The organism is Lysobacter sp. Root604, from assembly GCF_001427505.1.
GTDB lineage: Bacteria > Pseudomonadota > Gammaproteobacteria > Xanthomonadales > Xanthomonadaceae > Lysobacter.
Map to the genome: position 1 here is coordinate 584,793 of NZ_LMGS01000009.1, position 21,285 is coordinate 606,077.

The 21,285-nt window shown below is 70.2% G+C and carries 23 protein-coding genes; 11 read left to right on the plus strand and 12 right to left on the minus strand.

The annotated features are described in order from the left end of the window. The first annotated feature begins 78 nt into the window (after positions 1–78). The 6 genes from ASD69_RS10945 to ASD69_RS10970 are packed head-to-tail and all read left to right on the plus strand — an operon-like array spanning position 79 to position 7,003. The gene (locus ASD69_RS10945) at positions 79–759 is read left to right on the plus strand and encodes an RDD family protein (protein ID WP_056177736.1); all 681 of its coding nucleotides are present in this window, start codon (positions 79–81) and stop codon (positions 757–759) included. Further along, positions 756–1,793, plus strand: a complete 1,038-nt coding sequence (locus tag ASD69_RS10950; RefSeq protein WP_056177738.1) for a stage II sporulation protein M — start codon at positions 756–758, stop codon at positions 1,791–1,793. The genes ASD69_RS10945 and ASD69_RS10950 overlap by 4 nt, the downstream gene beginning before the upstream one ends. After that, positions 1,790–3,523, plus strand: coding sequence for a hypothetical protein (locus ASD69_RS10955; RefSeq protein ID WP_056177740.1), 1,734 nt, complete (start codon positions 1,790–1,792; stop codon positions 3,521–3,523). Before ASD69_RS10950 ends, ASD69_RS10955 begins: the two co-directional genes overlap by 4 nt. Further along, positions 3,520–4,671 (plus strand): DUF4350 domain-containing protein, encoded by a 1,152-nt coding sequence (locus tag ASD69_RS10960; protein WP_082576522.1) that lies wholly within the window; start codon positions 3,520–3,522, stop codon positions 4,669–4,671. Before ASD69_RS10955 ends, ASD69_RS10960 begins: the two co-directional genes overlap by 4 nt. After that, positions 4,668–5,657, plus strand: coding sequence for a MoxR family ATPase (locus ASD69_RS10965; RefSeq protein ID WP_056177744.1), 990 nt, complete (start codon positions 4,668–4,670; stop codon positions 5,655–5,657). Before ASD69_RS10960 ends, ASD69_RS10965 begins: the two co-directional genes overlap by 4 nt. Then, positions 5,654–7,003, plus strand: coding sequence for a DUF58 domain-containing protein (locus tag ASD69_RS10970; protein ID WP_056177747.1), 1,350 nt, complete (start codon positions 5,654–5,656; stop codon positions 7,001–7,003). Before ASD69_RS10965 ends, ASD69_RS10970 begins: the two co-directional genes overlap by 4 nt. Positions 7,004–7,133: 130 nt before the next feature. Here ASD69_RS10970 and ASD69_RS10975 read toward each other — a convergent pair whose 3' ends face one another. From ASD69_RS10975 to aroE, 4 genes are all read right to left on the minus strand, one after another. Further along, positions 7,134–7,421 (minus strand): YkgJ family cysteine cluster protein, encoded by a 288-nt coding sequence (locus ASD69_RS10975; protein WP_235567227.1) that lies wholly within the window; start codon positions 7,419–7,421, stop codon positions 7,134–7,136. A gap of 5 nt (positions 7,422–7,426) precedes the next feature. After that, the gene (locus tag ASD69_RS10980) at positions 7,427–7,771 is read right to left on the minus strand and encodes a DUF952 domain-containing protein (RefSeq protein ID WP_056177751.1); all 345 of its coding nucleotides are present in this window, start codon (positions 7,769–7,771) and stop codon (positions 7,427–7,429) included. A 33-nt stretch (positions 7,772–7,804) separates the two neighbouring features. Further along, positions 7,805–8,152: a hypothetical protein gene (locus ASD69_RS10985; RefSeq protein ID WP_056177753.1), complete on the minus strand. Its 348-nt coding sequence runs from the start codon at positions 8,150–8,152 to the stop codon at positions 7,805–7,807. Positions 8,153–8,221: 69 nt separating this feature from the next. Beyond that, the gene (gene aroE / locus ASD69_RS10990; protein ID WP_056177755.1) at positions 8,222–9,067 is read right to left on the minus strand and encodes a shikimate dehydrogenase; all 846 of its coding nucleotides are present in this window, start codon (positions 9,065–9,067) and stop codon (positions 8,222–8,224) included. Positions 9,068–9,117: 50 nt separating this feature from the next. On the opposite strand from aroE, the gene ASD69_RS10995 reads away from it, so the two are divergent. From ASD69_RS10995 to ASD69_RS11005, 3 genes are all read left to right on the plus strand, one after another. Beyond that, positions 9,118–10,023 (plus strand): PD40 domain-containing protein, encoded by a 906-nt coding sequence (locus tag ASD69_RS10995; protein WP_056177757.1) that lies wholly within the window; start codon positions 9,118–9,120, stop codon positions 10,021–10,023. Further along, the gene (locus tag ASD69_RS11000; protein ID WP_056179823.1) at positions 10,020–10,298 is read left to right on the plus strand and encodes a hypothetical protein; all 279 of its coding nucleotides are present in this window, start codon (positions 10,020–10,022) and stop codon (positions 10,296–10,298) included. The genes ASD69_RS10995 and ASD69_RS11000 overlap by 4 nt, the downstream gene beginning before the upstream one ends. Positions 10,299–10,611: 313 nt before the next feature. Then, a complete protein-coding gene (locus ASD69_RS11005; protein ID WP_057164379.1) occupies positions 10,612–10,905 on the plus strand; it encodes a hypothetical protein in 294 nt (97 codons plus the stop codon). 63 nt (positions 10,906–10,968) lie between these two features. Here the strand turns inward: ASD69_RS11005 and hemB are convergent, their stop codons facing one another. The 8 genes from hemB to ASD69_RS11045 form a co-directional block, all read right to left on the minus strand. Continuing rightward, on the minus strand, positions 10,969–11,961 hold the full coding sequence (gene hemB / locus ASD69_RS11010; RefSeq protein WP_056177761.1) for a porphobilinogen synthase: 993 nt from the start codon (positions 11,959–11,961) through the stop codon (positions 10,969–10,971). Positions 11,962–12,196: 235 nt separating this feature from the next. Then, on the minus strand, positions 12,197–13,240 hold the full coding sequence (locus ASD69_RS11015; RefSeq protein WP_056179826.1) for a sulfate/molybdate ABC transporter ATP-binding protein: 1,044 nt from the start codon (positions 13,238–13,240) through the stop codon (positions 12,197–12,199). Positions 13,241–13,370: 130 nt separating this feature from the next. Beyond that, entirely contained in the window at positions 13,371–14,222 is an 852-nt protein-coding gene (cysW, locus tag ASD69_RS11020; RefSeq protein ID WP_056177763.1) for a sulfate ABC transporter permease subunit CysW, read from the minus strand. Beyond that, positions 14,212–15,081: a sulfate ABC transporter permease subunit CysT gene (gene cysT / locus ASD69_RS11025; protein ID WP_056177765.1), complete on the minus strand. Its 870-nt coding sequence runs from the start codon at positions 15,079–15,081 to the stop codon at positions 14,212–14,214. Before cysT ends, cysW begins: the two co-directional genes overlap by 11 nt. Positions 15,082–15,324: 243 nt before the next feature. Further along, positions 15,325–16,329 (minus strand): sulfate ABC transporter substrate-binding protein, encoded by a 1,005-nt coding sequence (locus ASD69_RS11030; RefSeq protein WP_056177768.1) that lies wholly within the window; start codon positions 16,327–16,329, stop codon positions 15,325–15,327. A gap of 56 nt (positions 16,330–16,385) precedes the next feature. After that, entirely contained in the window at positions 16,386–17,846 is a 1,461-nt protein-coding gene (locus ASD69_RS11035) for a porin (protein WP_056177770.1), read from the minus strand. 122 nt (positions 17,847–17,968) lie between these two features. Continuing rightward, positions 17,969–18,202: a DUF2292 domain-containing protein gene (locus ASD69_RS11040; protein WP_056177772.1), complete on the minus strand. Its 234-nt coding sequence runs from the start codon at positions 18,200–18,202 to the stop codon at positions 17,969–17,971. Then, on the minus strand, positions 18,199–18,633 hold the full coding sequence (locus tag ASD69_RS11045) for an Rrf2 family transcriptional regulator (protein ID WP_200943983.1): 435 nt from the start codon (positions 18,631–18,633) through the stop codon (positions 18,199–18,201). The genes ASD69_RS11040 and ASD69_RS11045 overlap by 4 nt, the downstream gene beginning before the upstream one ends. Positions 18,634–18,748: 115 nt before the next feature. On the opposite strand from ASD69_RS11045, the gene ASD69_RS11050 reads away from it, so the two are divergent. Further along, positions 18,749–19,588 carry an ABC transporter permease gene (locus ASD69_RS11050; RefSeq protein ID WP_056177776.1) on the plus strand — a complete coding sequence of 280 codons (840 nt, stop codon included), beginning with the start codon at positions 18,749–18,751 and terminating at the stop codon, positions 19,586–19,588. Then, positions 19,585–21,159, plus strand: a complete 1,575-nt coding sequence (locus tag ASD69_RS11055; RefSeq protein ID WP_056177778.1) for an ABC transporter ATP-binding protein — start codon at positions 19,585–19,587, stop codon at positions 21,157–21,159. The genes ASD69_RS11050 and ASD69_RS11055 overlap by 4 nt, the downstream gene beginning before the upstream one ends. The last annotated feature ends 126 nt before the right edge of the window (positions 21,160–21,285 follow it).

The following is a 21,285-nucleotide window of genomic DNA, read 5'->3' on the forward strand; positions in this document are numbered from 1 at the left end:
CATGGACGAGTTGCACCGAACACAGGCCGCGCGCTGCCCGACGCGACCGACGCCGCCCGCAGGCGCCGCGCCGCTGTGATGCTGGATACCTACCGCGAAGTGGTGACGCCCGAAGGCGTCGCCCTGCGACTGCCCGCGGCCGGGCCGGTGCCGCGCGCGCTGGCCTGGACCATCGATTTCTGCATCCGCCTGGCCTTGCTGTTCGTCGGCTCGCTGGCGTTCGGCCTGCTCGGCAAGGGCGGCATGGGGTTTTATCTGGTGCTGATGTTCGTGCTGCTGTGGTTCTACCACGTCGCCTTCGAGGCGATGTGGGACGGCCGCACGCCGGGCAAGCGCGCGCTGGGTCTGCGTGTGGTCGCCGAAAACGGCGCGCCGGTGGGCTGGATGCAATCGTTCGTGCGCAACCTGCTGCGGGTGGTCGACATGCTGCCGTTCGGCTACGCCTTCGGCCTGATCGCCAGCTACGCCGATCCTTACGGCCGGCGCCTGGGCGACATGGTCGCCGGCACCCTGGTCGTGCACGAGGCGCGCCGCCACGAAGCGGCGGCCGCGCCGCCCGGGGCGGCGAGCGCGCCGGCGGTGCCGCTGCTGCCTTACGAACAGGCGGCCATGGTCGCCTTCGCCGAACGCGCGCCGCGCTTGGCCGCCGCGCGCCAGATCGAACTGGCCGACCTGGTGCAGCCCCTGACCGGCGCGCGCGGCGAAACCGCGGTCGCGCGGGTCTACGGCATCGCCAACTGGCTGCTGGGGCGCAGATGAGTCAGGTCTCCGTGGTCAAGCAGGAACGTTTCGTCGAGCGCCACCAGGCCGAATGGAACCAGTTGGAGGCGTGGCTGGACGCGCGCGGCGACAGCGCCAAGCGCGCGCGCGCCGATCGCCGCAGCTGGCAAGGCCTGCCCGATTACGAAGTGCCGGCGCGCTATCGCCGCCTGTGCCAGCAGCTCGCGCTGGCGCGCCGTCGCGGTTACAGCGCGGCGGTCACCGATCGCCTGCAGGATCTGATGCAGCGCGGTCACGGCCTGCTGTACCGCGCGCCGCGGCCGCGTTGGCGGCGCGCGCTGGAATTCCTGTTCGCCGGCTTCCCGCGCCTGGTGCGCGCCGAGCGCGGCTGCATGGCCGCCGCCGCGGCCCTGTTCTGGCTGCCGCTGATCACCATGTTCGTGGCGATCCAGATCCAGCCCGAGCTGGCCAGTGCGCTGTTTCCGCCGGAGCAGCTGGCCGAGTTCGAGCACATGTACGACCCCAACAGCCCGCTGCAGAAGCTCGGCCGCGGCGCCGAGACCGATCTGGCGATGTTCGGCTACTACATCCTCAACAACGTCAGCATCGGCTTTCGCACCTTCGCCAGCGGCTTCCTGTTCGGCCTGGGCTCGATCGCGGTGCTGATCATGAACGGCGTGGTGATCGGCGGTGTGGCCGGCCATCTGCAGGCGGTCGGTCACGGCGATCCGTTCTGGCGCTTCGTCGCCGGGCACTCGGCGCCGGAGCTCACCGCGATCTGGATCGCCGGCGGCGCCGGCCTGCGCCTGGGCTTGAACCTGGTCGCGCCCGGCCAGCGCCGGCGCATCGACGCCCTGATCGAAGGCGGCAAGCGCGGCGCCAAGATCTGCGTGGGCGTATTGGCGATGCTGGTGTTCGCCGCGTTCGTGGAAGCGTTCTGGTCGTCGATCGCGACCATACCGGCGGCGGTCAAATACGGCGTGGGCGCGCTGCTGTGGGCGGCGGTCGGCGGCTGGCTGTGGTTCGGCGGCCGCAACCAGAACGTCGCGATCGAGGACCGGGTCGAGTCATGAAGATCGAGTCGCTCACCGTCGCGTTGCGTCCGCGCACGGCCTGGGAAGCGGTCGAGCTGGGCACCGCGCTCACGCGTCGGCATGCCGTCGCGATCTGGAAGCCCTACCTGCTGCTGACCCTGCCGCTGTTCGTCGCGCTCAACGCCGCGGCCTGGGCGCTGGACATGCTGTGGCTGGCCGCGCTGCTGATGTGGTGGCTCAAGCCGGTGTTCGACCGCATCCCGCTGTACGTGCTGTCGCGGGCGGTGTTCGGTGACGTGCCCAGCACCGGCCAGACCGTGCGCGCGCAGCTGCGTTGGGGCGCGCGCTGGGCCCTGCCTTATCTGACCTGGCGTCGGCTCAGTCCGGCGCGCTCGCTGTACCTGCCGGTGGATCTGCTGGAAGGCGGGCGCGGCGCCGAGGCGCGCCAGCGCCGCAGCGCCCTGGGCGCGCCGGTGTACGGCGTGGCCGCGCTGCTGACCCTGGTCTGCTTCCATTTCGAAGGCGCGCTGTACCTGGGCATCGCGGCCGGCGCGGCGATGTTCATTCCCGCCGAATACCTGTCCGAATCCGCGCAGAGCATCTGGCAGGCGCTGTTGGCGGAAGCGACCTGGGTGCAGCTGGCCGGCAACATACTGGCCTGGGCCGCGACCTGTCTGATCGAGCCCTTCTACGTCGGCGCCGGTTTCGGCCTGTATCTCAACCGCCGCACCGAGATCGAGGCCTGGGACATCGAGATCGTGTTCCGGCGCCTGCGCGCGCGCCTGAGCGCCGCCAGCGCGCCGCTGCTGCTGGCGCTGTGTTTCGGCTTGGGCGTGTTGCCGGACGCTTCGGCGCAGCAGGCCGCGCCCAGCGCGCCGAGGGCGCCGTCGGCCGAGGCCGCCGCGATGGACGACGCGGCCGTCGACGAAGAGGCCGTCGACGAAGAGGCGGCGGACGAGTCGAACGAGGAGTTCGTCGAGGCCGCGGATGCGGCTTCGATCGGCGCACCGTTGCGCGATCCGGTGGGGTCGGACGATGTCGAAGCGTCCGAGGACGGCGAGGAGGCACTGCAGAAGGCCGTCGCCGCCAAGGAAGCGCAGGCGCCGCCGACCCTGGACGAGGTGTTCGGCGATGCGCGCGCCGAGGAGGCCGACTTGCGCGAGGCGGTCGATCAGGCCTATCGGGATCCGACGGTCACGCCCAAGCGCAAGGTCACCACCTGGAAAGCGCGCAACCCGGACAAGCCCCGCGAACCCAAATCGCCGCCGGCGCTGGAAGGCCTGGGCGTGGTCCTGGCGCTGATCGGCAAGTACGGCCTGTGGCTGCTGCTCGGTACGCTGGTGGTGTTGATCCTGGTGACCGCGCCGCGTTGGCTGCGTTGGCTGCGCGACAGCGCGCGCGCCGAGGAGCGCGAACCCAAGCCGGTACAGACCGGCGTGGTGGTCGAGGTGGAACCGCTGCCCGATGACATCCCCACCGCCGCGCGCCGGCTGTGGCAGTCCGGCCGGCAGCGCGACGCCCTGGCCCTGCTGTATCGCGCCAGCGTCGAAGCCATGGTCGCGCGCGCCCAGGTCGTGCTGGTGCCCGGCGCGACCGAGGCCGAATGCCTGCGCGCCTCGCGCAAGATGCCGCTGGCCGAGGACCGCGAAGTCTTCGCCAGCGCCGTGCGCACCTGGCAGTACGCGGCCTATGCCCAGCGTCTGCCCGCGCTCGATGAGTTCGACGCCTTGCTGCGCACGCTCAGCCAACGTTTCGGGTGGGCCGCATGAATCTGCGCACCGCATTGGCGACCGCGCTGGTGGTCCTGCTGTTGGCGGGCCTGGGCTATTGGTGGTGGCGCACCCACGAGCGGGTCGAGGAATGGATCGATCTGCCGCGCAGCGGCGAGGCCGCCAGCAATCCGCTGTACGTGCTCAAGCTGGCCCTGAAGAAGGATGGGGTGAAGGCGCTCTCGCGCCAGCGCCTGCAGCCGGATCGGTACCCGCTGGGCGCGCGCGACACCGTGCTGCTGCTGCGCGATCCGCGCCAGCTGTCGGCGTCGGACGCCAAGGCCCTGTTGGCCTGGGTGCATGGCGGCGGCCACCTGATCGTGCGGACGCCGCCGCTGGGCGAGCTCAGCGCGGCCGCGTCGATCCCGGTGCTGACCGAGCTGGGCGTGAAGTTCTTCCCGCAGCGCGAGACCGACTGCGTGGCGATGTACGTCGAGCACCAGGATTCGCACGTCGAGTTCTGCCAGGGCCGGCGCTTCCTGTTGATGGAGCGCGCGCCGGTGCCGCTGCGCGCCTGGGGCGCGGACGACACCGGGTATGTGTTCGCGCGCCTGCCGCAGGGGCGCGGCAGCGTCGACGTGATCGCCGACCTCGACTTCGCGGTCAACGCCGCCGGCGAGGAGCACGAGGAAGCGATCAAGGACGCACCGCACATCGCCCTGCTGCGCCAGCTGCTGGCGCCGAACTATCGCAGCGGCGGCACCGTGCACCTGATCTACGCGGCCGATGTGCCGTCCCTGTGGATGACCCTGCTGACCCGCAGCTGGATGGCCTGGGGCCCGATGCTGTTGGCCCTGCTGCTGTGGCTATGGCGGCGCGCGCAGCGCTTCGGGCCGCTGCTGCCGTCGCCGGCCAGCGAGCGCCGGTCCTTGCTCGAACACGTGCTGGCCAGCGGCGAGCATGTCTACCGCTACGGCTACGGCCATCTGCTGCATGCGGCCGTGCGCAATGCCTTCCTGCTGCGCCTGCGCCGCCGCGACCCGCAGGCCGCCGCGCTCGACGGCGAGCCGCAGGCGGCTCTGTTGGCCGAACGTTTCAAGCTCACGCCCGCGGAAATCCGCGAAGCGTTGGCCACGCCGGTCGCGCGCGATCACGCCGCGTTCCGTTCCCGCATCGCCACTTTGATCCGACTGAGAAACTCGCTATGACCACGCCCGCGAACGTGCCCGCACCGATCACCGGTACCGAACTGGCGCAACGCGCCGCCGCCGTGCGCGACGAGGTCGGCAAGGCCTTCATCGGCCAGGCCGAGGCGCTGGATCAGATCCTGATCGCCCTGCTCGCCGGCGGCCACGCCCTGATCGAGGGCGTGCCCGGCCTGGGCAAGACATTGCTGGTGCGCGCCCTGTCCAAGGCGCTGGACTGCGGCTACGCGCGCGTGCAGTTCACGCCCGACCTGATGCCCAGCGACATCAGCGGCCACGCGGTCTACGACCCCAAGACCGAGAGCTTCAACATCCGCCGCGGCCCGGTGTTCACCAACCTGCTGCTGGCCGACGAAATCAATCGCGCCCCGGCCAAGACCCAGTCGGCGCTGCTGGAGGCGATGCAGGAACTGCAGGTCACCATCGAAGGCCACAGCTTCGAGCTGGCGCCGCCGTTCCTGACCTTGGCCACGCAGAACCCGGTCGAGCAGGAAGGCACCTACCCGTTGCCGGAAGCGCAGCTCGATCGCTTCCTGCTCAAGGTGTTGATCGGCTACCCCAGCCGCGCGGATGAGAAGCGCATGGTGACCGCGGTCAGCCAGGGCCGCAGCGCCTCGGACTTCGATCTCTCGCAGGTGCAGCGCGTGCTCGGGCCGGAGGAGATCGTGGCCATGCAGCACGGCACCTCCCTGATCACGGTCGACGACGCGGTGATCGACTACGCCGTGCGCATCGCCGCGGCCACCCGCGAGTGGGCGGGCATCGCGCTGGGCGCCGGCCCGCGCGGCAGCCTGGCGCTGGTGCGCGCGGCGCGTGCGCAGGCGGTGCTGTCGGGCCGCGACTTCGTCACTCCCGACGACGTGCGCGAGATCGCCAAGCCGGCCCTGCGCCACCGCATCGCGCTGTCGCCGGAAATGCAGATCGAGGGCCAGTCGCCCGACGACGTGCTGCACGCCCTGCTGGCCAAGGTCGAAGCGCCGCGGCAATGAGCGCCGTCGTCGCCCCGGTTCCTGCCACGCCCGCGCGCAGCCTGCCGCGGCCGGCGCCGGCCTTGCTGGCGCTGCTGGTGCTGTGGGGCGCGTTCGGCCTGGTCGCGAGCATCGGCTGGGCGCCGGCGCGCGCCTGGTGGATCGCCGGTGCGGCGCTGGCCGCGATCGCCTTGTTCGATGCCTGGCGCGTGACCCTGGTGGCGACCCCGCGCGTGCAGCGGCACATGCCCGATACCTGGCCGATCGGCCTGGAGCGCGAGGTCGGCCTGACCCTGGACGGCGATGCGCGCCAGCAACCGCTGGACGTGTTCGACCTGCATCCGGGCGGCTGGTCCATGCAGGGGCTGCCGCGTCGCCTGACCCTGCGCCGCGGCGAGAGCAGCAGCATCGACTACCGCCTGCGCGCCAACGCGCGCGGCGATTTCGCCTTCGAAGGCGTGCAGTTGCGCCTGCATTCGCCGTGGCGGCTGTGGTGGCATTCGCGCGTGGCCGGCGCCGCGCAGCCGGTACGCGTGTTCCCCAATTTCGCGCCGCTGGCCAAGTTCGCGATGTTCAGCGCCGAACAGGCCTCGCGCCTGGTCGGCGCGCACCTCAAGCGCCGTCGCGGCGAAGGCACCGACTTCCATCAGATGCGCGAGTACCGCGTCGGCGACAGCCTGCGCCAGATCGACTGGAAGGCGACCGCACGCGCGCGTCGCCTGATCTCGCGCGAGTACCAGGACGAGCGCAACCAGCAACTGGTGCTGATGCTGGACACCGGCCGACGCCTGCTCGCGCGCGACGGCGAGTTCTCTCATTTCGATCGCGTGCTCGACGCCGCGCTGGTGGTGGCCTATCTGGCGCTGCGCCAGGGCGATGCGGTCGGCCTGCTCGCCAGCGGCGGGGCCTCGGCCTGGGTGCCGCCGCGTCGCGGCGTGGGCGCGATCGACAGCCTGCTGCGCGCGAGCTACGCGCTGCAGCCGCAGCCCATCGCCACCGACTTCCTCGCCGCCGCCACCGAGCTGTCGCTGCGCCAGCGCCGACGCTCGCTGGTGATGCTGGTCACCAACCTGCGCGACGAAGACATGGACGACGTGCTGACCGCGGTGCAGATGCTGCGCAAGCGCCATCTGGTGTGCGTGGCGTCCCTGCGCGAGGATTCGCTGGACACCGCCCTGGCCGGCGAGGTCCACGACCTGCGCGACGCGATCCGCGCCGGCGCCACCGCGCAATACCTGGAACAGCGCGCCGCCGCCCACGACGCCCTGCGCAACCACGGCGTGATGGTGCTGGACGTGTCCTGCGATCAGCTCGCCGCGTCGCTGGTGGAGAAGTACCTGGCGGTGAAGCGCGACGGCTTGTTGTAACGGCCGCGCCACTTCGGTGCCGCGCTCATACTCCGCGTTCGCGTCGCCAGCCCCTGTGGAGCGACCTAAGTCGCCATTGGAGCTGGACGCGCAAGCGAATCGTCGAATCCAGGCGGAGTTCGATCGCGACTTAGGTCGCTCCCACAGAAGGCGGCGACGCCGCGTCGGGTTGGGTGGCGAGCTCCAGGGCCGACAGCAGCGCCATCGCTTCGCTGCGACTGGCGCCGCACATGTCGGCTGACGGCCGCAGCGAGGCGCAGAACGCCGGGCGTTCGGGCCGGCCGAACAAACGGCAGCGCAGCTGATCGTCCAACTGCACGCAGGGCATGCCGGCGGGCTTGCCGTGCGGCATGCCGGGAATGGGCGAGGCGATCGAGGGCGCGGTGCAGCAAGCCGCGCAGCCGCCGCGGCAGCTCAGCGCGCTCACTGCGGTGCCTGGAACGGTTCGGCCGTGCGCACCGCCGTCAGCGGGATCGGTCCGTAGACATGCGGATAGGCTTCGCCGCTGCGAGGGCTGAGGTCGTAGCGCAAGGCGTCGCCGAGTGCGACCGCATCGAGGTGCAAGAGGACCAAAGCGCCGCGTCCGCGCTGATGGCGTTCGATCACGCCCGCCAGTTGCGCGGCGGTAGCGCAGTGCAGGAAGCCTTCGCGCTGCAGGCCTGGGTTGCGGTACGCGCCGGTGTCCTGCGCGTGCGCCCAATCGACCGGATCGGCGAAGTGGTAGACGGTGTCCGGATGCGTCCCGTCGTGGTGGCTGGCGTTCGACATGGCTTCAATCGGATGCGGCGTGTTCGGCCGCGCTCAGGCCGCGCGCGCCGGCCGCCGCACCAGGATCGCGGCGATCAGCAGCCCCATCGCGATCGTGTGCAGCAGGGTCGCGAACGCACTGAACATGCCCATGCTCATCGCGATAGAAGCCGCCGAGGGATCGCCGTTCTGGCGCATCCACAACAGCCAGGCATGGCCGCCCAAGCCTAGCAGCGAGCCGAAGATGAACAAGCCGAAGCCCGCGCAGGCGTAGGTGCCGGCCGCGCCCAACGCGGGGCGACGCATCAGGCACAGCACCAGGCCGACCGCGCACACAAGCAGATGCGGCGTGGCGTACAGCACGGGGCCTAGCAGCATGGCGAACAGAGCACTGGAATCCATCGGCGTTCCCGTTGCGTGCCCGCACGTCGACACGGCCGCGCAACGCGGCCGCACGCCGTGCGCGGCGGATCAGTCGGCGGTGACCAGGGCGTCGTCGCGCTCGCGCAGGGCGGCGTACACGGGGTCGGTTTCCGGTCGCACGCGATGCCAGCGTTCGAAGCTCTCCGCCGCCTGTTCGACCAGCATGCCCAGGCCGTCGATGCGGTCGTGGGCGCCGGCCGCCTTGGCCCAGGCCAGGAATGGGATCGCGACTTCGCCGTAGCTCAGGTCCACCGCCGCGGTGCGCTGGGTGACCAGGCCCATTGGCAGCGACGGCAGCTGCGCGTCGCGCGCGGCGGAGGTCGCGTTGACGATCAGGTCGAAGGCGCCCAGCGCGACCGCGTCCTTGAGATAACGCGGATGCACACGGCCGGGCTGGCCCAGCGCGTCGGCCAGGGCGTCGGCGCGCTCCGGGGTGCGGTTGACGATGTAGAGGTCGCCGATGCCGGCGTCGAGCAGGGCCGGCGCTACGCCGCGCGCGGCGCCGCCGGCGCCGATCAGCAGGGTGCGGCGTTCGCGCAGGTCCAGGCCGTGGCGCTCGGTGAGATCGCGCACCAGGCCGACGCCATCGGTGTTGTCGCCTTCCCAGCCGGTGGCGCTGCGGATCAGTGTGTTGGCGGCGCCGGCGCGGCGCGCGCGTTCGCTCAAGTGGCTGCAGATGCCGGCCGCGCGGGTCTTATGCGGCAGGGTGATGTTGGCGCCCAGGCCGCCCTCGGCGGCGAACTCGGCCAGCAAGGCGTCGAACTGCTCCGGTGCGGCGTCGATGGCGACGTACTCCAGGGCGATCCCGAGCTGGCGTCCGAATGCGGCGTGGATACGCGGCGACAGCGAGTGCGCCACCGGGTGGCCGATCACCGCAAAACGTGGAATGGACATGGGCAGCCTCGTTGGTGATGCTGATAGGGAATACTCAAGGGAGACGCACTATGCGGCGCGCCGCGGCCTGGTCTGGCCTCAGTCTACTCTCCGGCTTGCTGCTGGCCATGCCCGCATCGGGCTTTCTGTCGGAGTTCGGCATCGAGGGCATGGGCGTGGTGTCCACCCCGCACTCGGAGGTGCGCGCCAGCGTGAGTCCCGACGGGCAGCGCATCGTCTGGGGCAGCACCGACCGTCCTGGCGGCGCGGGCGGCTGGGATCTGTGGCAGGCCCGCCTGAAACAGGGGCGCTGGCAGGACCCCTCGCCGCTATCCCTGAACACCGGCGCCAAGGAATTCGATCCGGCCTTCAGCGCCGACGGCCGTTGGCTGTACTTCTTTTCCAACCGCCCCGGCGGCCGCGGCGGCGACGACCTGTACCGCGCGCCGGTGCTCGCCGACGGCGGCATCGGGCCCGCCGAACACCTGGGCGCGGGCGTGAACGGCCGCGGCGACGAGTGGGCGCCCACGCCCAGCCGCGACGGCCGCCACCTGCTGTTCGCCAGCGACAGTTTCGGCGGCGCCGGGCGCCACGATCTGTTCGTCGCGACCTGGAACGGCAAGGCCTACGTCGATCCCAAGCCGGTGGCGGGCGTGAACACCGCCGCCGACGAATTCGATGCGGCCTGGCTGGGCGACGGTCGCGCGATCGTGTTCGCGCGCTCGCAAGACGTGGAGCAACAGCCGATCCGGCTCTACCTGGCCCAGTGCGACGGCGCCAAGTACGCCGCCGCCACGCCGCTGGCGCTGTCGTTCAACGGCGAGGACGGCACCACCCTGGGCCCGGCGATCGACTGGAACAAGCCCGGCGAGCTGCTGGTCACCGGCAGCGCTAAATCGCCGAAGGCCGGCAAGCTGGACCTCTATCGCATGAAGGCGCCGGCGGCGACGGGGCAAGGCGGTTGCGTCGCGCCATGAGCGGTGAGAAGAAGATCGTGTTGCATTCCTTGAGCGGCTATCGGCCCGAACTGAACGTGATGGTCCAGGAATGGATCGACGAGGGCGTGGTCTACGTGGGCGTCGTAGGAGTGAGCGCCGCGCACCTGGAGGACTGGATCGACGAGTGCTGCGTCGAGCGCGAGTACTTCATGCTCACCGCTTCGCACGAAGGCGAAACGCTCGACGATGCGATTTCCCTCGCATCCATGCTGACCGGCGAGTATGCGGGGCCGTTTCGACTGGTCGAGTTCTAGTCGTTGGAACTGCCAGCGATCACGGTTGGTATGGGCCTTTGGTGCGTTGCGGCGATGTGATTCACCGTCGATTCACCGCGCCCTGCGAAGCCATGCGGCGCAAGGGTGCTCGAGATCGATGCGCTGAATGTTATCGATAAGGGTTTGGCGGTGAATGCAAGAAAAGCCTGCTTTTCAGCGCTTTTCTCTTAATTATCGATAAATTCCGTCGGTCTGTTCCGAGTCGCCGGGCATCCGAAAGCCCGTGACAGCACGCAACGCGGCTTGCTTATCTGCGCGAGCTACATGACGTAGCGAAAAAAAGGAATTCACCATGCGTATGGATCGCAAAGCAAGCCTGCTGCTTTCTTCGTTGTTGTTGGTCGTTGCCTTGCCGCTCAATGCCACTCAGGTTGGCGGGCCTCGCCCGTCCTTGCCCCCGTTGCAGCCTCTGGAAGGCGTGTGGGAGGCCACCGTTCGATCCTGGCAATACAACTCGGTCACTGGGGGCTACATCGAAGTATTTACGCCCATCAGTGCGTCGACCAGAGAGGGCTGCGAAGCGCAGCTCAGTAATATCGATTCCAGCGCGACGATAGTGAAGTTCTGTACGTTCAGGGCCTACTGATGCAAGCGGCCGCGAGGCTCATCGAGCCTCGCGGCCGTCACCGTGGGATGCGGTCCGCGCCGGTTATTTCGCCTCGCGCAACCAGCGCGCGGCATCCAGCGCGAAGTAGGTGAGGATGCCGTCGGCGCCGGCGCGCTTGATCGAGGTCAGCGCTTCCAGCACGCAGCCGCGCTCGTCCAGCCAGCCGTTCTGGATCGCCGCGCGCAGCATCGCGTACTCGCCGCTGACCTGGTAGACGAAGGTGGGCGCGCCGAACTCGTCCTTGGCGCGGCGCACGATGTCCAGGTAGGGCATGCCCGGCTTGACCATGATCATGTCGGCGCCTTCGTCGAGGTCGAGCGCGATCTCGCGCATGGCTTCGTCGCTGTTGGCCGGGTCCATCTGGTAGGTGTACTTGTTGCCTTTGCCCAGCGCGCCCGCGCTGCCGACGGCGTCGCGGAACGGGCCGTAGAAGCTGGACGCGTACTTGGCGCTGTAGGCCATGATGCGGGTGTGGATGTGGCCGTCGAGCTCCAGCGCTTCGCGGATCCGGCCGATGCGGCCGTCCATCATGTCGCTGGGCGCGACCACGTCGGCGCCGGCGACCGCGTGCGACAGCGCCTGCTTGACCAGGGCCTCCACGGTCTCGTCGTTCATGACGTAACCGCTGTCGTCGATCAGCCCGTCCTGGCCGTGGGTGGTGTAAGGGTCCAGGGCGACGTCGGTGATCACGCCCAGTTCCGGGAAGCGCTGCTTGAGCGCACGCACCGCGCGCTGGCACAGGCCGTCGTCGCGCCAGGCATCCTCGGCGGTCAGCGATTTGGCGTCCGGCGCGGTGACCGGGAACAGGGCCAGGGCCGGCACGCGCAGTTCGCTGGCCTGTTCGGCCACGCGCAGCAGCTCGTCGATCGACAGACGCTCGATGCCGGGCATCGAGGCGACCGCGGCGCGGCCCTGCAGTTCGTGCACGAACACCGGATAGATCAGGTCGTTCGCGGTGAGGACCGTCTCGCGCATCAGGCGGCGCGAGAACTCGTCGCGGCGCATCCGCCGCGGGCGTACGTAGGGATAGCTCATGGGCGCTAGTTTACTCCCGGCTGCGCGCGGGCCGGCTGCTGAGGGCACGGGTGGGACGTTTTGTCATAGGCGGCAAGGCGGCGCTGCCTTTAGCCCCTCTCCCTTCGGCGTGAGGGCCGGGGTATGGGTTGGGGTGAGCGTCCGGCGCGAGCATGTAGCTCCAACCTCATCCCGGACCCATCCGGCCCTAGGGCCACCTTCTCCCGGTGGGAGAAGGGAAAAGCCGCAGCACTACTTATGCCGAATACACCCGGTACCGCAGCGGCCGCACCCCGACCGTCCCGCTGATCGCCGGCACCACCGCATCCGGCGTCGCCACCAGGTCCAGTTCCAGCGCGCGCGCCTGCCCGTCCAGCTGCAGTTCCACGGTGATGCGGTCGGCCAGACGGTGCAGCGCCAGCACGCGTGCGGACAGCCCGTCGCCGGCGGCGGTCAGGGCCAGGTCGTGCGGACGCAGATACAGCTTGGCCGCGCCGTCGGCGACGCCGTCGGCCGGCAGGCGCAGGGCGTGGCCGTCGATCGCGAACTGGCCGCGCTCGACCCGGCCTTCCAGGGTGTTGGCGCGACCGATGAAATCGAACACGTAGGCCGACGACGGCTCGCGGTAGATCTGCTCGGGCGTGCCGACCTGCTCGATGCGCCCGTCGCGCAGCACGACGACGCGGTCGGCCAGCTCCAGCGCTTCTTCCTGGTCGTGGGTGACGAACAGCGTGGTCTGCCCGGTCTGCTCGTGCAGGCGCCGCAGCCAGCGCCGCAGCTCGACCCGGACCTTGGCGTCGAGCGCGCCGAAGGGTTCGTCCAGCAGCAGCACGGTGGGATCGATCGCCAGCGCGCGCGCCAGCGCGACGCGCTGCTTCTGGCCGCCCGACAGCTGCTCGGGATAACGGCCGCCGAGTTCCGGCAACTGGATCAGGTTCAACAACTCCTGCACCCGGCGCGCGATCGTGGCCTTGTCGGGGCGCCGCTTGCGCGGGCGGCTGCGCAGGCCGAAGGCGATGTTCTCGGCCACGGTCATGTGCTTGAACAAAGCGTAGTGCTGGAACACGAAGCCGACGTTGCGCTCGCGCAGGCTCAGGCGGGTCGCGTCTTCGTCGCCGAACAGCAGGCGGCCGCTGTCGGGATGCAGCAGGCCGGCGATCACGCGCAGCAGGGTGGTCTTGCCGGAGCCCGACGGACCCAGCAAGGCGACCAGCTCGCCCGAGGCGATGTCCAGATCGACCGCGTCCAGCGCGGCGACGTTCGCGTACCGCTTGCCGATGCCCTGAATATGCAGGTCCATGCCCTTGCCCTGAACCGTTCCGCGGCCATCATGACGCAAGGGCGGTGAAGGCACGACCTCGACGGGCGAGGCCGCATCCAGCTCCGCCGCGCGCCACAGCGCGGGATCGTTCACTCTCGCAAGATTCATATCAATGCCGCCTGTGTGATTGCGCCAGGGCGTCGCCATGACGCGCTTCCAGCCAGAACTTGATCACCAGCGTGACCAGGGCCAGGCCGGCCAGCAGCGACGCGGCCGCGAAGGCCGCGGTGCTGTCGAATTCGTTGTAGAGGATCTCGATGTGCAGCGGCAGGGTGTTGGTCAGGCCGCGAATGTGGCCGGACACCACCGACACCGCGCCGAACTCGCCCATCGCGCGCGCGCCGCACAGCAGCACGCCGTACAGCAGGCCCCATTTGATGTTGGGCAGGGTCACGCGGCGGAACATGGTCCAGGCGCCGGCGCCCAGCGAGCGCGCGGCCAGCTCCTCGTCGGCGCCCTGCTGCTGCATCAGCGGGATCAGCTCGCGCACCACGAAGGGGAAGGTGATGAACAGCGTCGCCAGTACGATGCCGGGGCGCGCGAACAGGATCTTGATGTCGTACTGCGCCAGCAGCTCGGCGAACCAGCCGTGCGAGCCGAACAGCAGCACCAGGCACAGGCCCGCCACCACCGGCGAGACCGCGAACGGCAAGTCGATCAGGGCCAGCAGCACGCGCTTGCCGGTGAACTCGAAGCGGGTGACCGCCCAGGCCGTGAACACGCCGAACACCGCGTTGAGCGGAATCACGATCGCGGCGGTGAACAGGGTCAGCTTGAGCGCGGCGACCGCATCGGGTTCCTTGAGCGCGGCGAACCAGACGCCGACGCCCTTGGCGAAGGCCGCGCCCAGCACCATCAGCAGCGGCATCACCACCAGCAGCGCCATCACCAACACCGCCGACAGGATCAGAGTCCAGCGCAGCCACGCGGGTTCTTGCAGGTCGTCGCGCTCATGGGCCATGGCGGCGCTCCCGGCGTTCGTGCGCGAACAGCGACGGAATCGCGTTGATCGCCAGCAGACAGACGAAGGACGCCGCCAGCAACAGCGCGGCGATCGCGATGGCGCCGTTGTAGTCGTACTCCTCCAGGCGGATCGTGATCAGCAGCGGCGCGATTTCGGTCTTGTAGGGCAGGTTGCCGGCGATGAAGATCACCGAGCCGTATTCGCCCAGCCCGCGCGCGAACGCGAGCGAGAAACCGGTCAGCAGCGCCGGCAGCAGTTCGGGCAGGATCACCCGGCGCAGCGTGGTCAGGCGCGAGGCGCCCAGCGAGGCGGCGGCCTCTTCCTGTTCGCGCCCCAGCGCTTCCAGCACCGGCTGCACCGTGCGCACCGCGAACGGCAGGCCGATGAACACCAGCGCGATCACGATGCCGGCCGGCGCATAGGCGATCTTGAAGCCGGCCGGTTCCAGCCAGCGCCCGACCCAACCGTTGGAGGAATAGATCGCGGTCAGGGCGATACCGGCCACCGCGGTCGGCAGCGCGAACGGCAGATCGACCAGGGCGTCGAGCAGCCGCCGGCCCGGGAAGCGATAACGCACCAGCACCCAGGCGATCAGCGCGCCGGCGAACAAGGCCAGCACCGAGGCCGCGAACGCGGCGCCGAAACTGAGCTTGAGCGCGGCCTGCACGCGCGGATCCTGCACCGCGCGCAGCCAGCCTTCCGTGCCCAGCCCGGCGGCGCGGATGGTCAGCGCCGCCAGCGGCAGCAGCACCACCAGGCTCAGCCACGCCAGGCCCAGGCCGATGCTGAGGCCGAAGCCCGGCAAAGGGCGGCGCCAGCGTGAGGCGGTTAGGGGTGGGAGGGCGATGGTGCTCATGGGTGGCGTGTCTTCGTCTGCTTCGGTATGCGTGTTTGCGTCTGCTCTTTCTTGCTCGTCATTCCCGCGAAAGCGGAGCCCGCTTTCGCGGGAATGACGGTGACGGAGATGCGATAGGTCGGATGCATTCGTCCGTATCGGGTTCGACTGGCTTCGCAACCGTCGCGCCTCACTTCACCGCACCACCGGTCATCGATCCGCGCTGGGTCCAATAGCCCAGCGCGGCATGCCATCCACCAACCCTCACTTCGGCTGATAAATCCGATCGAAGAACCCGCCGTCGGCGAAATGCTCCGCCTGCGCCTTCTTCCAACCGCCGAAGGCACCGTCGATCGTCACCTGCTTGACCTGGGCGAACTGGTTCAGCTCGGCGGCCGGCACCTTGTCCGGCTCGGCCGGGCGGTAGTGGTGCTTGGCGGCCAGGCGCTGGCCTTGCGGTGTGTAGAGGAAACGCAGATAGGCCTCGGCCTGCTTGCGTGTGCCGTGCTTGGCCACGTTCTTGTCGACCCAGGCCACCGGCGGTTCGGCCTTGATGCTCAGGCTGGGCACGACGATTTCGTACTTGCCGCGATTGCCGGGCTCGTCCAGGGTCAGCAGGGCTTCGTTCTCCCAGGCCAGCAGCACGTCGCCGATGCCGCGCTCGACGAAGGTGGTGGTGGCGCCGCGTGCGCCGGTGTCCAGCACGGGCACGTTCTTGAACAAGCGGGTGAGGTAATCGACGACCTTGCCGCCGTCGCGGTACTGCTGCGAGGCCCAGGCCCAGGCCGCCAGATAGTTCCAACGCGCGCCGCCGGAGGTCTTGGGGTTGGGCGTGATCACCGCCACGCCCGGCTTGACCAGGTCGCCCCAGTCGCGCACGCCCTTGGGGTTGCCCTTGCGCACCAGGAACACGATGGTCGAGGTGTAGGGCGAGCTCTGGTGCGGCAAACGCGACTGCCAGTTGGCCGGCAGCAGCTTGCCGTTGGTGGCGATGGCGTCGATGTCGGCGGCCAGCGCCAGGGTGACCACGTCGGCTTCCAGGCCGTCGATCACCGAGCGCGCCTGCTTGCCCGAACCGCCGTGCGAAGCGCGGATCTTCAGGGTCTCGCCGGTGTCTTGTTTCCACTGCGCGGCGAAGGCGGTGTTGACCTCGGCGTAGAACTCGCGCGTCGGGTCGTAGGAGACGTTGAGCAGTTCCACGTCCTTGGCCACGGCCGAGCCGGTGACCAGGGACAGGGCGACGACGAGGGAGGAGAGTAGGGTTTTCATGTGGGGGTCTCTTTGCGTCGTGACGGGCGCGGTCTAAGCGCCGGTGAGGAGCATGCTCAGAAGGAGAATTGCGCCCGCGTGAAGAAAGCCTTTTCGTCTTCGCGATCGGCGCCGGCCGGCGCGCCGCCCTCGAAGTCGGTCTGGGTGTAGTTGGCGACCAGCTTGAAGTTGCTGGTCAGATACCAGTTCAGGCCCAGGCCCCAACTGCTGGCCTCGGACGCGACCGCGGCCGGATCGGCGTAGCGCGGGAAGGCGTCGTCGTCGATATCGAGACGGCCGTAACGCGCGACCAGTTCGAACGCGCCCCAACCGGCGCCGCCGGGCGTGAACGGCTGACTGGGCTTGACCACGCCCTTGTAGCTGGCGTCCTCGCCGGTGAGCACCCAGCCGGCGGTGAGCTGCCAAGCCTCGTGATCGAGCGCGGCGCGCGCGCCGCTGGCCGGCAGCAGCAGTTCCTGACGCGAGCGGATGTATTCGCCGAGCAGGCCCAGGCGGTTGCGGTAGTAGTAGGCCTGCGGCGACCAGCGCGTGTGTTCGCCGTCGGCAACCACGGTGCTGCGGTAGTTGAAGAACTGCGCCTGTCCCGGCGTGCGGTAGCGCGGCAGGAAGTTGTTGCCGGTGCCGCGCTTGTCGCCCTGGCTGGCGCCGACGCCGAAACCCAGGCCCGACAGCGCAGTGCCGCTGTTCTTCCACGGCTCCACGAACACGCGGCCGATCAGCTCGAATTCGTTGTCGGGATTGGTGGTGGCGCCGTCGCGGCCGTCGGGCGCGCCGTTGAAGGCGCCCACCGCATAGCTGAGCGCGCCGTCGGCGAATTCGCCTTGCAGCTGCACGCCCAGGTCGCGCACCGGCGCCAGTTCGCTGGCGAAACCGCCTTCGACCATCGCGCCGGCGCTGCTGGACTGCAGGCGCTCCAGGCCCAGCGGCACCTTGTAGCGGCCCACGCGCACGGTCGCGCGCGGGCTGAAGCGCACGTCGACATAGGCGTCGTTGACGGTGGCGCTGTCGCCGGCCAGCTGGGCGCCGAGGCGGAACGCGAACAGCGAACCCCAGGTGCCTTCGATGGTGGGTTCGACGCGGCGGAACAGGAAGGTGTCGTTCTGCGGCGCGCGCTGGTCGTCGATGAAGAAACGGCCGTCGGCCTGGATCAGGCCGCGGAACTTGATTTCGAGATCGCCGGGCGGTGCCGATTTCACCGACAGGCCCTTGGCCGCGCTCAGCGTCACCACGGGCGTGGAGGCCACGCGCGCGCTTTCGGCTTCGGCCTGCAGTTCCAGCTTGCGTTCGATCACGCGCAGGCGCTGGTCGAGGTCGGCCGGATCGACCGCGGCGGTGCCGGCGTCGGCGGGCGCGGTGCCCAGGCGTTGTTCGATCGCCTGCAGACGGCGCGCCAGGTCTTCGACGCTGACGCCGGAGGACTGCGCCTGCGCGGGCAGGGCCAGCGCGCAGGCCAGCGCGCCCAGCAGGCGGGCGGAGGAGGCGGTCGCGGTGCCAGGTCGCCGATGTCGATGGGGCATGGCGGGTTCCTTGGTAAAGAGTAGGTGGGAGAGAGAGTAGGGCGTGCGCGGCGTAAGGCCTCAGTCCGTCGAAGCCGGGAGCGGGCGTCGACAGCGGTACGCGGGCCGGCGTGGCGACGCGCTCACAGCGGCCGGCTCCGCGGCTCTTCCACCCGCACGCGCTCGCTGCGCGTGATCTGCACGATCCGCGAGCCGTGCACCACTACTTCCACCTGACCGTAACCGATCTCGCGCAGCGCGGTCAGCACCGCGAATTCGCTGTCGCTGAGGTTGACGATGTTGACCGCAGGTTCGAACTCGCCCACGGGCGTATCGCCCGCGGCCTGTCCGCGCGATTTGCGCCGGGCCGCGTTCATGCCGCGTCTCCGGCCAGCAACGCGGCGCCTTGGCCGCGCGCGAGCTCGCCCAGGCTGCAGCCGTCCAGCACCCGCGACAGCGCATCGCGCGCCTCGCGCATCAGCGCGCGCAGTTCGCATTGGGCCGGGTCCGGGCAGTCGGCGCAGGCGCGGTAAGCGCTGACGCTGGCGCAGCGCACCGGCGCCAGCGGCCCGTCGATGGCGCGGATCAGATCGCCGACCCGGATCTGCTCGGCCGGACGCGCGAGCGCGTGCCCGCCCTTCTGGCCGCGGCGGCTGTGGATGAAGCCCGCCTCGCGCAGGTCGACCAGGATCGATTCCAGGAATTTTTCCGGCGTGCGGCTGTGTTCGGCGATCGCCCGGGCTTGCAGCCGGCCGTCGTCGGCGCGCGCCAGCGCGCACATCGCGCGCAGTGCGTATTTCGCCTTCATCGTCAGCATTTCCTATTCGCCATGTAGGGAATAAGGCCGCAAAGGCCGCCACGACGGAAAAGGCGATGCGTCATCTGCATATGCCCAGGCGGCATGTGCCCGTTAGGATGCGCGCATGCGATCCCTGCGACCCCTCCCGCCCGTGGCCCGCGCCTGCCTGATCGCGCTGGCCGCGTTGGCCGCGCTGTGCTGGCTGGGCCCGTGGCTGAGCGCCTACGACCCGCATACGCCCGATTGGGAGGCGCTGTCGGTCGCGCCGGGTACCGCCGGGCACTGGTTCGGCACCGATGCGATCGGCCGCGATGTGTACGCGCGCACCCTGGCCGGCGGGCGTCTGTCGTTGACCATCGGCCTGCTCGCCAGTGTGGTCGCGCTGGCGATCGGGCTGGGCTACGGCGCCATCGCCGGGCTCGCCGGCGGCCGTGTCGAGCGCGCCCTGCTGCGCGTGCTGGACGTGTTCTCGGCGCTGCCGTTCCTGTTGGTGGTGATCCTGCTGCTGACCCTGTTCGAGCGCTCGCTGGGCCTGTTGCTGGCGGCGATCGGCGGCTATGTCTGGATCGACCTGGCGCGGGTGATGCGCGCGGAGGCCGCGCGCCTGCGCGAGGCGCCGTTCGTGTTGGCCGCCCAGGCCGCCGGCGCCGCGTTCGGCCAGCGCCTGCGCTGGCACGTGCTGCCCAACCTGCTGCCGCTGGCGTTCGTGTATCTGGGCCTGATCCTGCCGCAGGCGATCCTGGTCGAGAGCTTCCTCGGGTTTCTCGGCCTGTCGGTGGACGAACCCTCGGCCAGTTGGGGCACCTTGCTGTCGGAAGGCGTGCAGGAACTCGACAGCGCGCCCTGGACCCTGCTGTTTCCGGCCGGCTTCCTGGTCGCGACCCTGGCCACCTTCCAGTTCCTCGGCGACGGCCTGCGCGATTGGCTGGACGTGCGCGGCGAACACGAGTCCGCGGCCGCATGAGCGCGACCCTGGCGCTGCACGGGTTGGTCGTGGACGCGGGCGCGCGTCGCTTGCTGGGGCCCCTGGACCTGGAACTGCAGGCCGGGCAGTGTCTGGGCGTGGTCGGCGAAAGCGGCAGCGGCAAAAGTCTGAGCGCCTTGTCCCTGCTCGGCCTGCTGCCGCCGGGCCTGCGCGCCGAGGGCCGGCTGAGCGTGGACGGCGAGACGGTCGCGCTGGGTTCGCGCGCGCATGCGGCGCTGCGCGGGCGCGTGTTGGGCTGGGTGCCGCAGGATCCGTTGGCGGCGCTGCATCCGCTGCGCAGCGTCGGCAGCCAGCTGCTGGAAACGCTGCGACGGGTGCGCGGCCTGGCGCGCGACGCCGCCCAGGATGAGGCGCGCGCCTTGCTGGCGCGCGTGCAACTGCCCGATCCGGACGCGGCCTTGCGCCGCTATCCGCACCAGTTCTCCGGCGGCCAGCGCCAACGCATCGCGATCGCGCTGGCGTTGGCGACGCGGCCGCGGCTGTTGATCGCCGACGAACCGACCTCGGCCCTGGATGCGCGCATCGCGCGCGAGATCCTCGACCTGCTCGACGCGCTGCGGCGCGAGGACGGTCTGGCCTTGCTGCTGATCAGCCACGATCTGCCGCTGGTGGGCGCCTACGCGCAGCGCCTGGTGGTGCTGCAACGCGGGCAGGCGGTGGAACGCGGCGATACCGCCACGGTGTTCGCCTCGCCGCAGCACGCCTACACGCGCGAGCTGCTGGCTGCCGATGCGATCGCGCCCGCACCGGCCGACCCCTTGGCCGCGGATGCGCCGGTGCTGCTGCGCGGCGAGGGCCTGGGCATGCGGTATCCGCGCGCAGCGCGCCCCGCCTTGGACGAGGTGTCGATCGAGCTGCGTCGCGGCGAGGGCCTGGCCCTGGTCGGCGAAAGCGGCAGCGGCAAGAGCACGCTGGGTCGCGTCTTGTTGCGGCTCTTGCGCGGCGCGCAGGGCCGCGTGCTGCTGGACGGCATCGATCTGAGCGCCGCGTCGCCGCGCGCCTTGCGCCAGCTGCGCGCACGCACCGGCGTGGTGTTCCAGGACCCCTACGCCTCGCTGGACCCGCGCATGCGCGTGGCCGAGATCGTGGCCGAACCCTTGCGCATCCACGCGCGCGGCGATGCCGCCGCGCGCCGCGTGCGCGCGGGCGAGCTGCTGCGGTCGGTGGGCCTGGACGCATCCATGCTGGACCGCTACCCGCACCAGTTTTCCGGCGGCCAACGCCAGCGCATCGCGATCGCGCGCGCGCTGGCCACCGACCCCGACCTGCTGGTCTGCGACGAGGCGGTATCGGCGCTGGACGCGCACCACCGCGGCGCGATCCTGGCCCTGTTGGCGCAGCTCAAGCGCGAACGCGGCCTGGCCCTGCTGTTCGTCACCCACGACCTGGCCGCGGCGGCCGCGGTGTGCGAGCGCATCGCCGTGCTGGAGGCCGGCCGCATCGTCGAAACCGGCGCCACCGCCGAGGTGTTGCGCGCGCCCAAGCATGCGCATACACAGGCGCTGCTGGCGGCGCGGCCGAAGACGGCTGTGGGGGTAGGAGCGGCGTAAGCCGCGACCGCGCTCCTTCGGCTACGACGTGGTCGCGGCTTACGCCGCTCCTACCCCAAAGCTGAAGCCGTCGCGGCATCACACAGGGCGGCTGCGAAACCACCCTGTGCGGATCACGGTGCTACG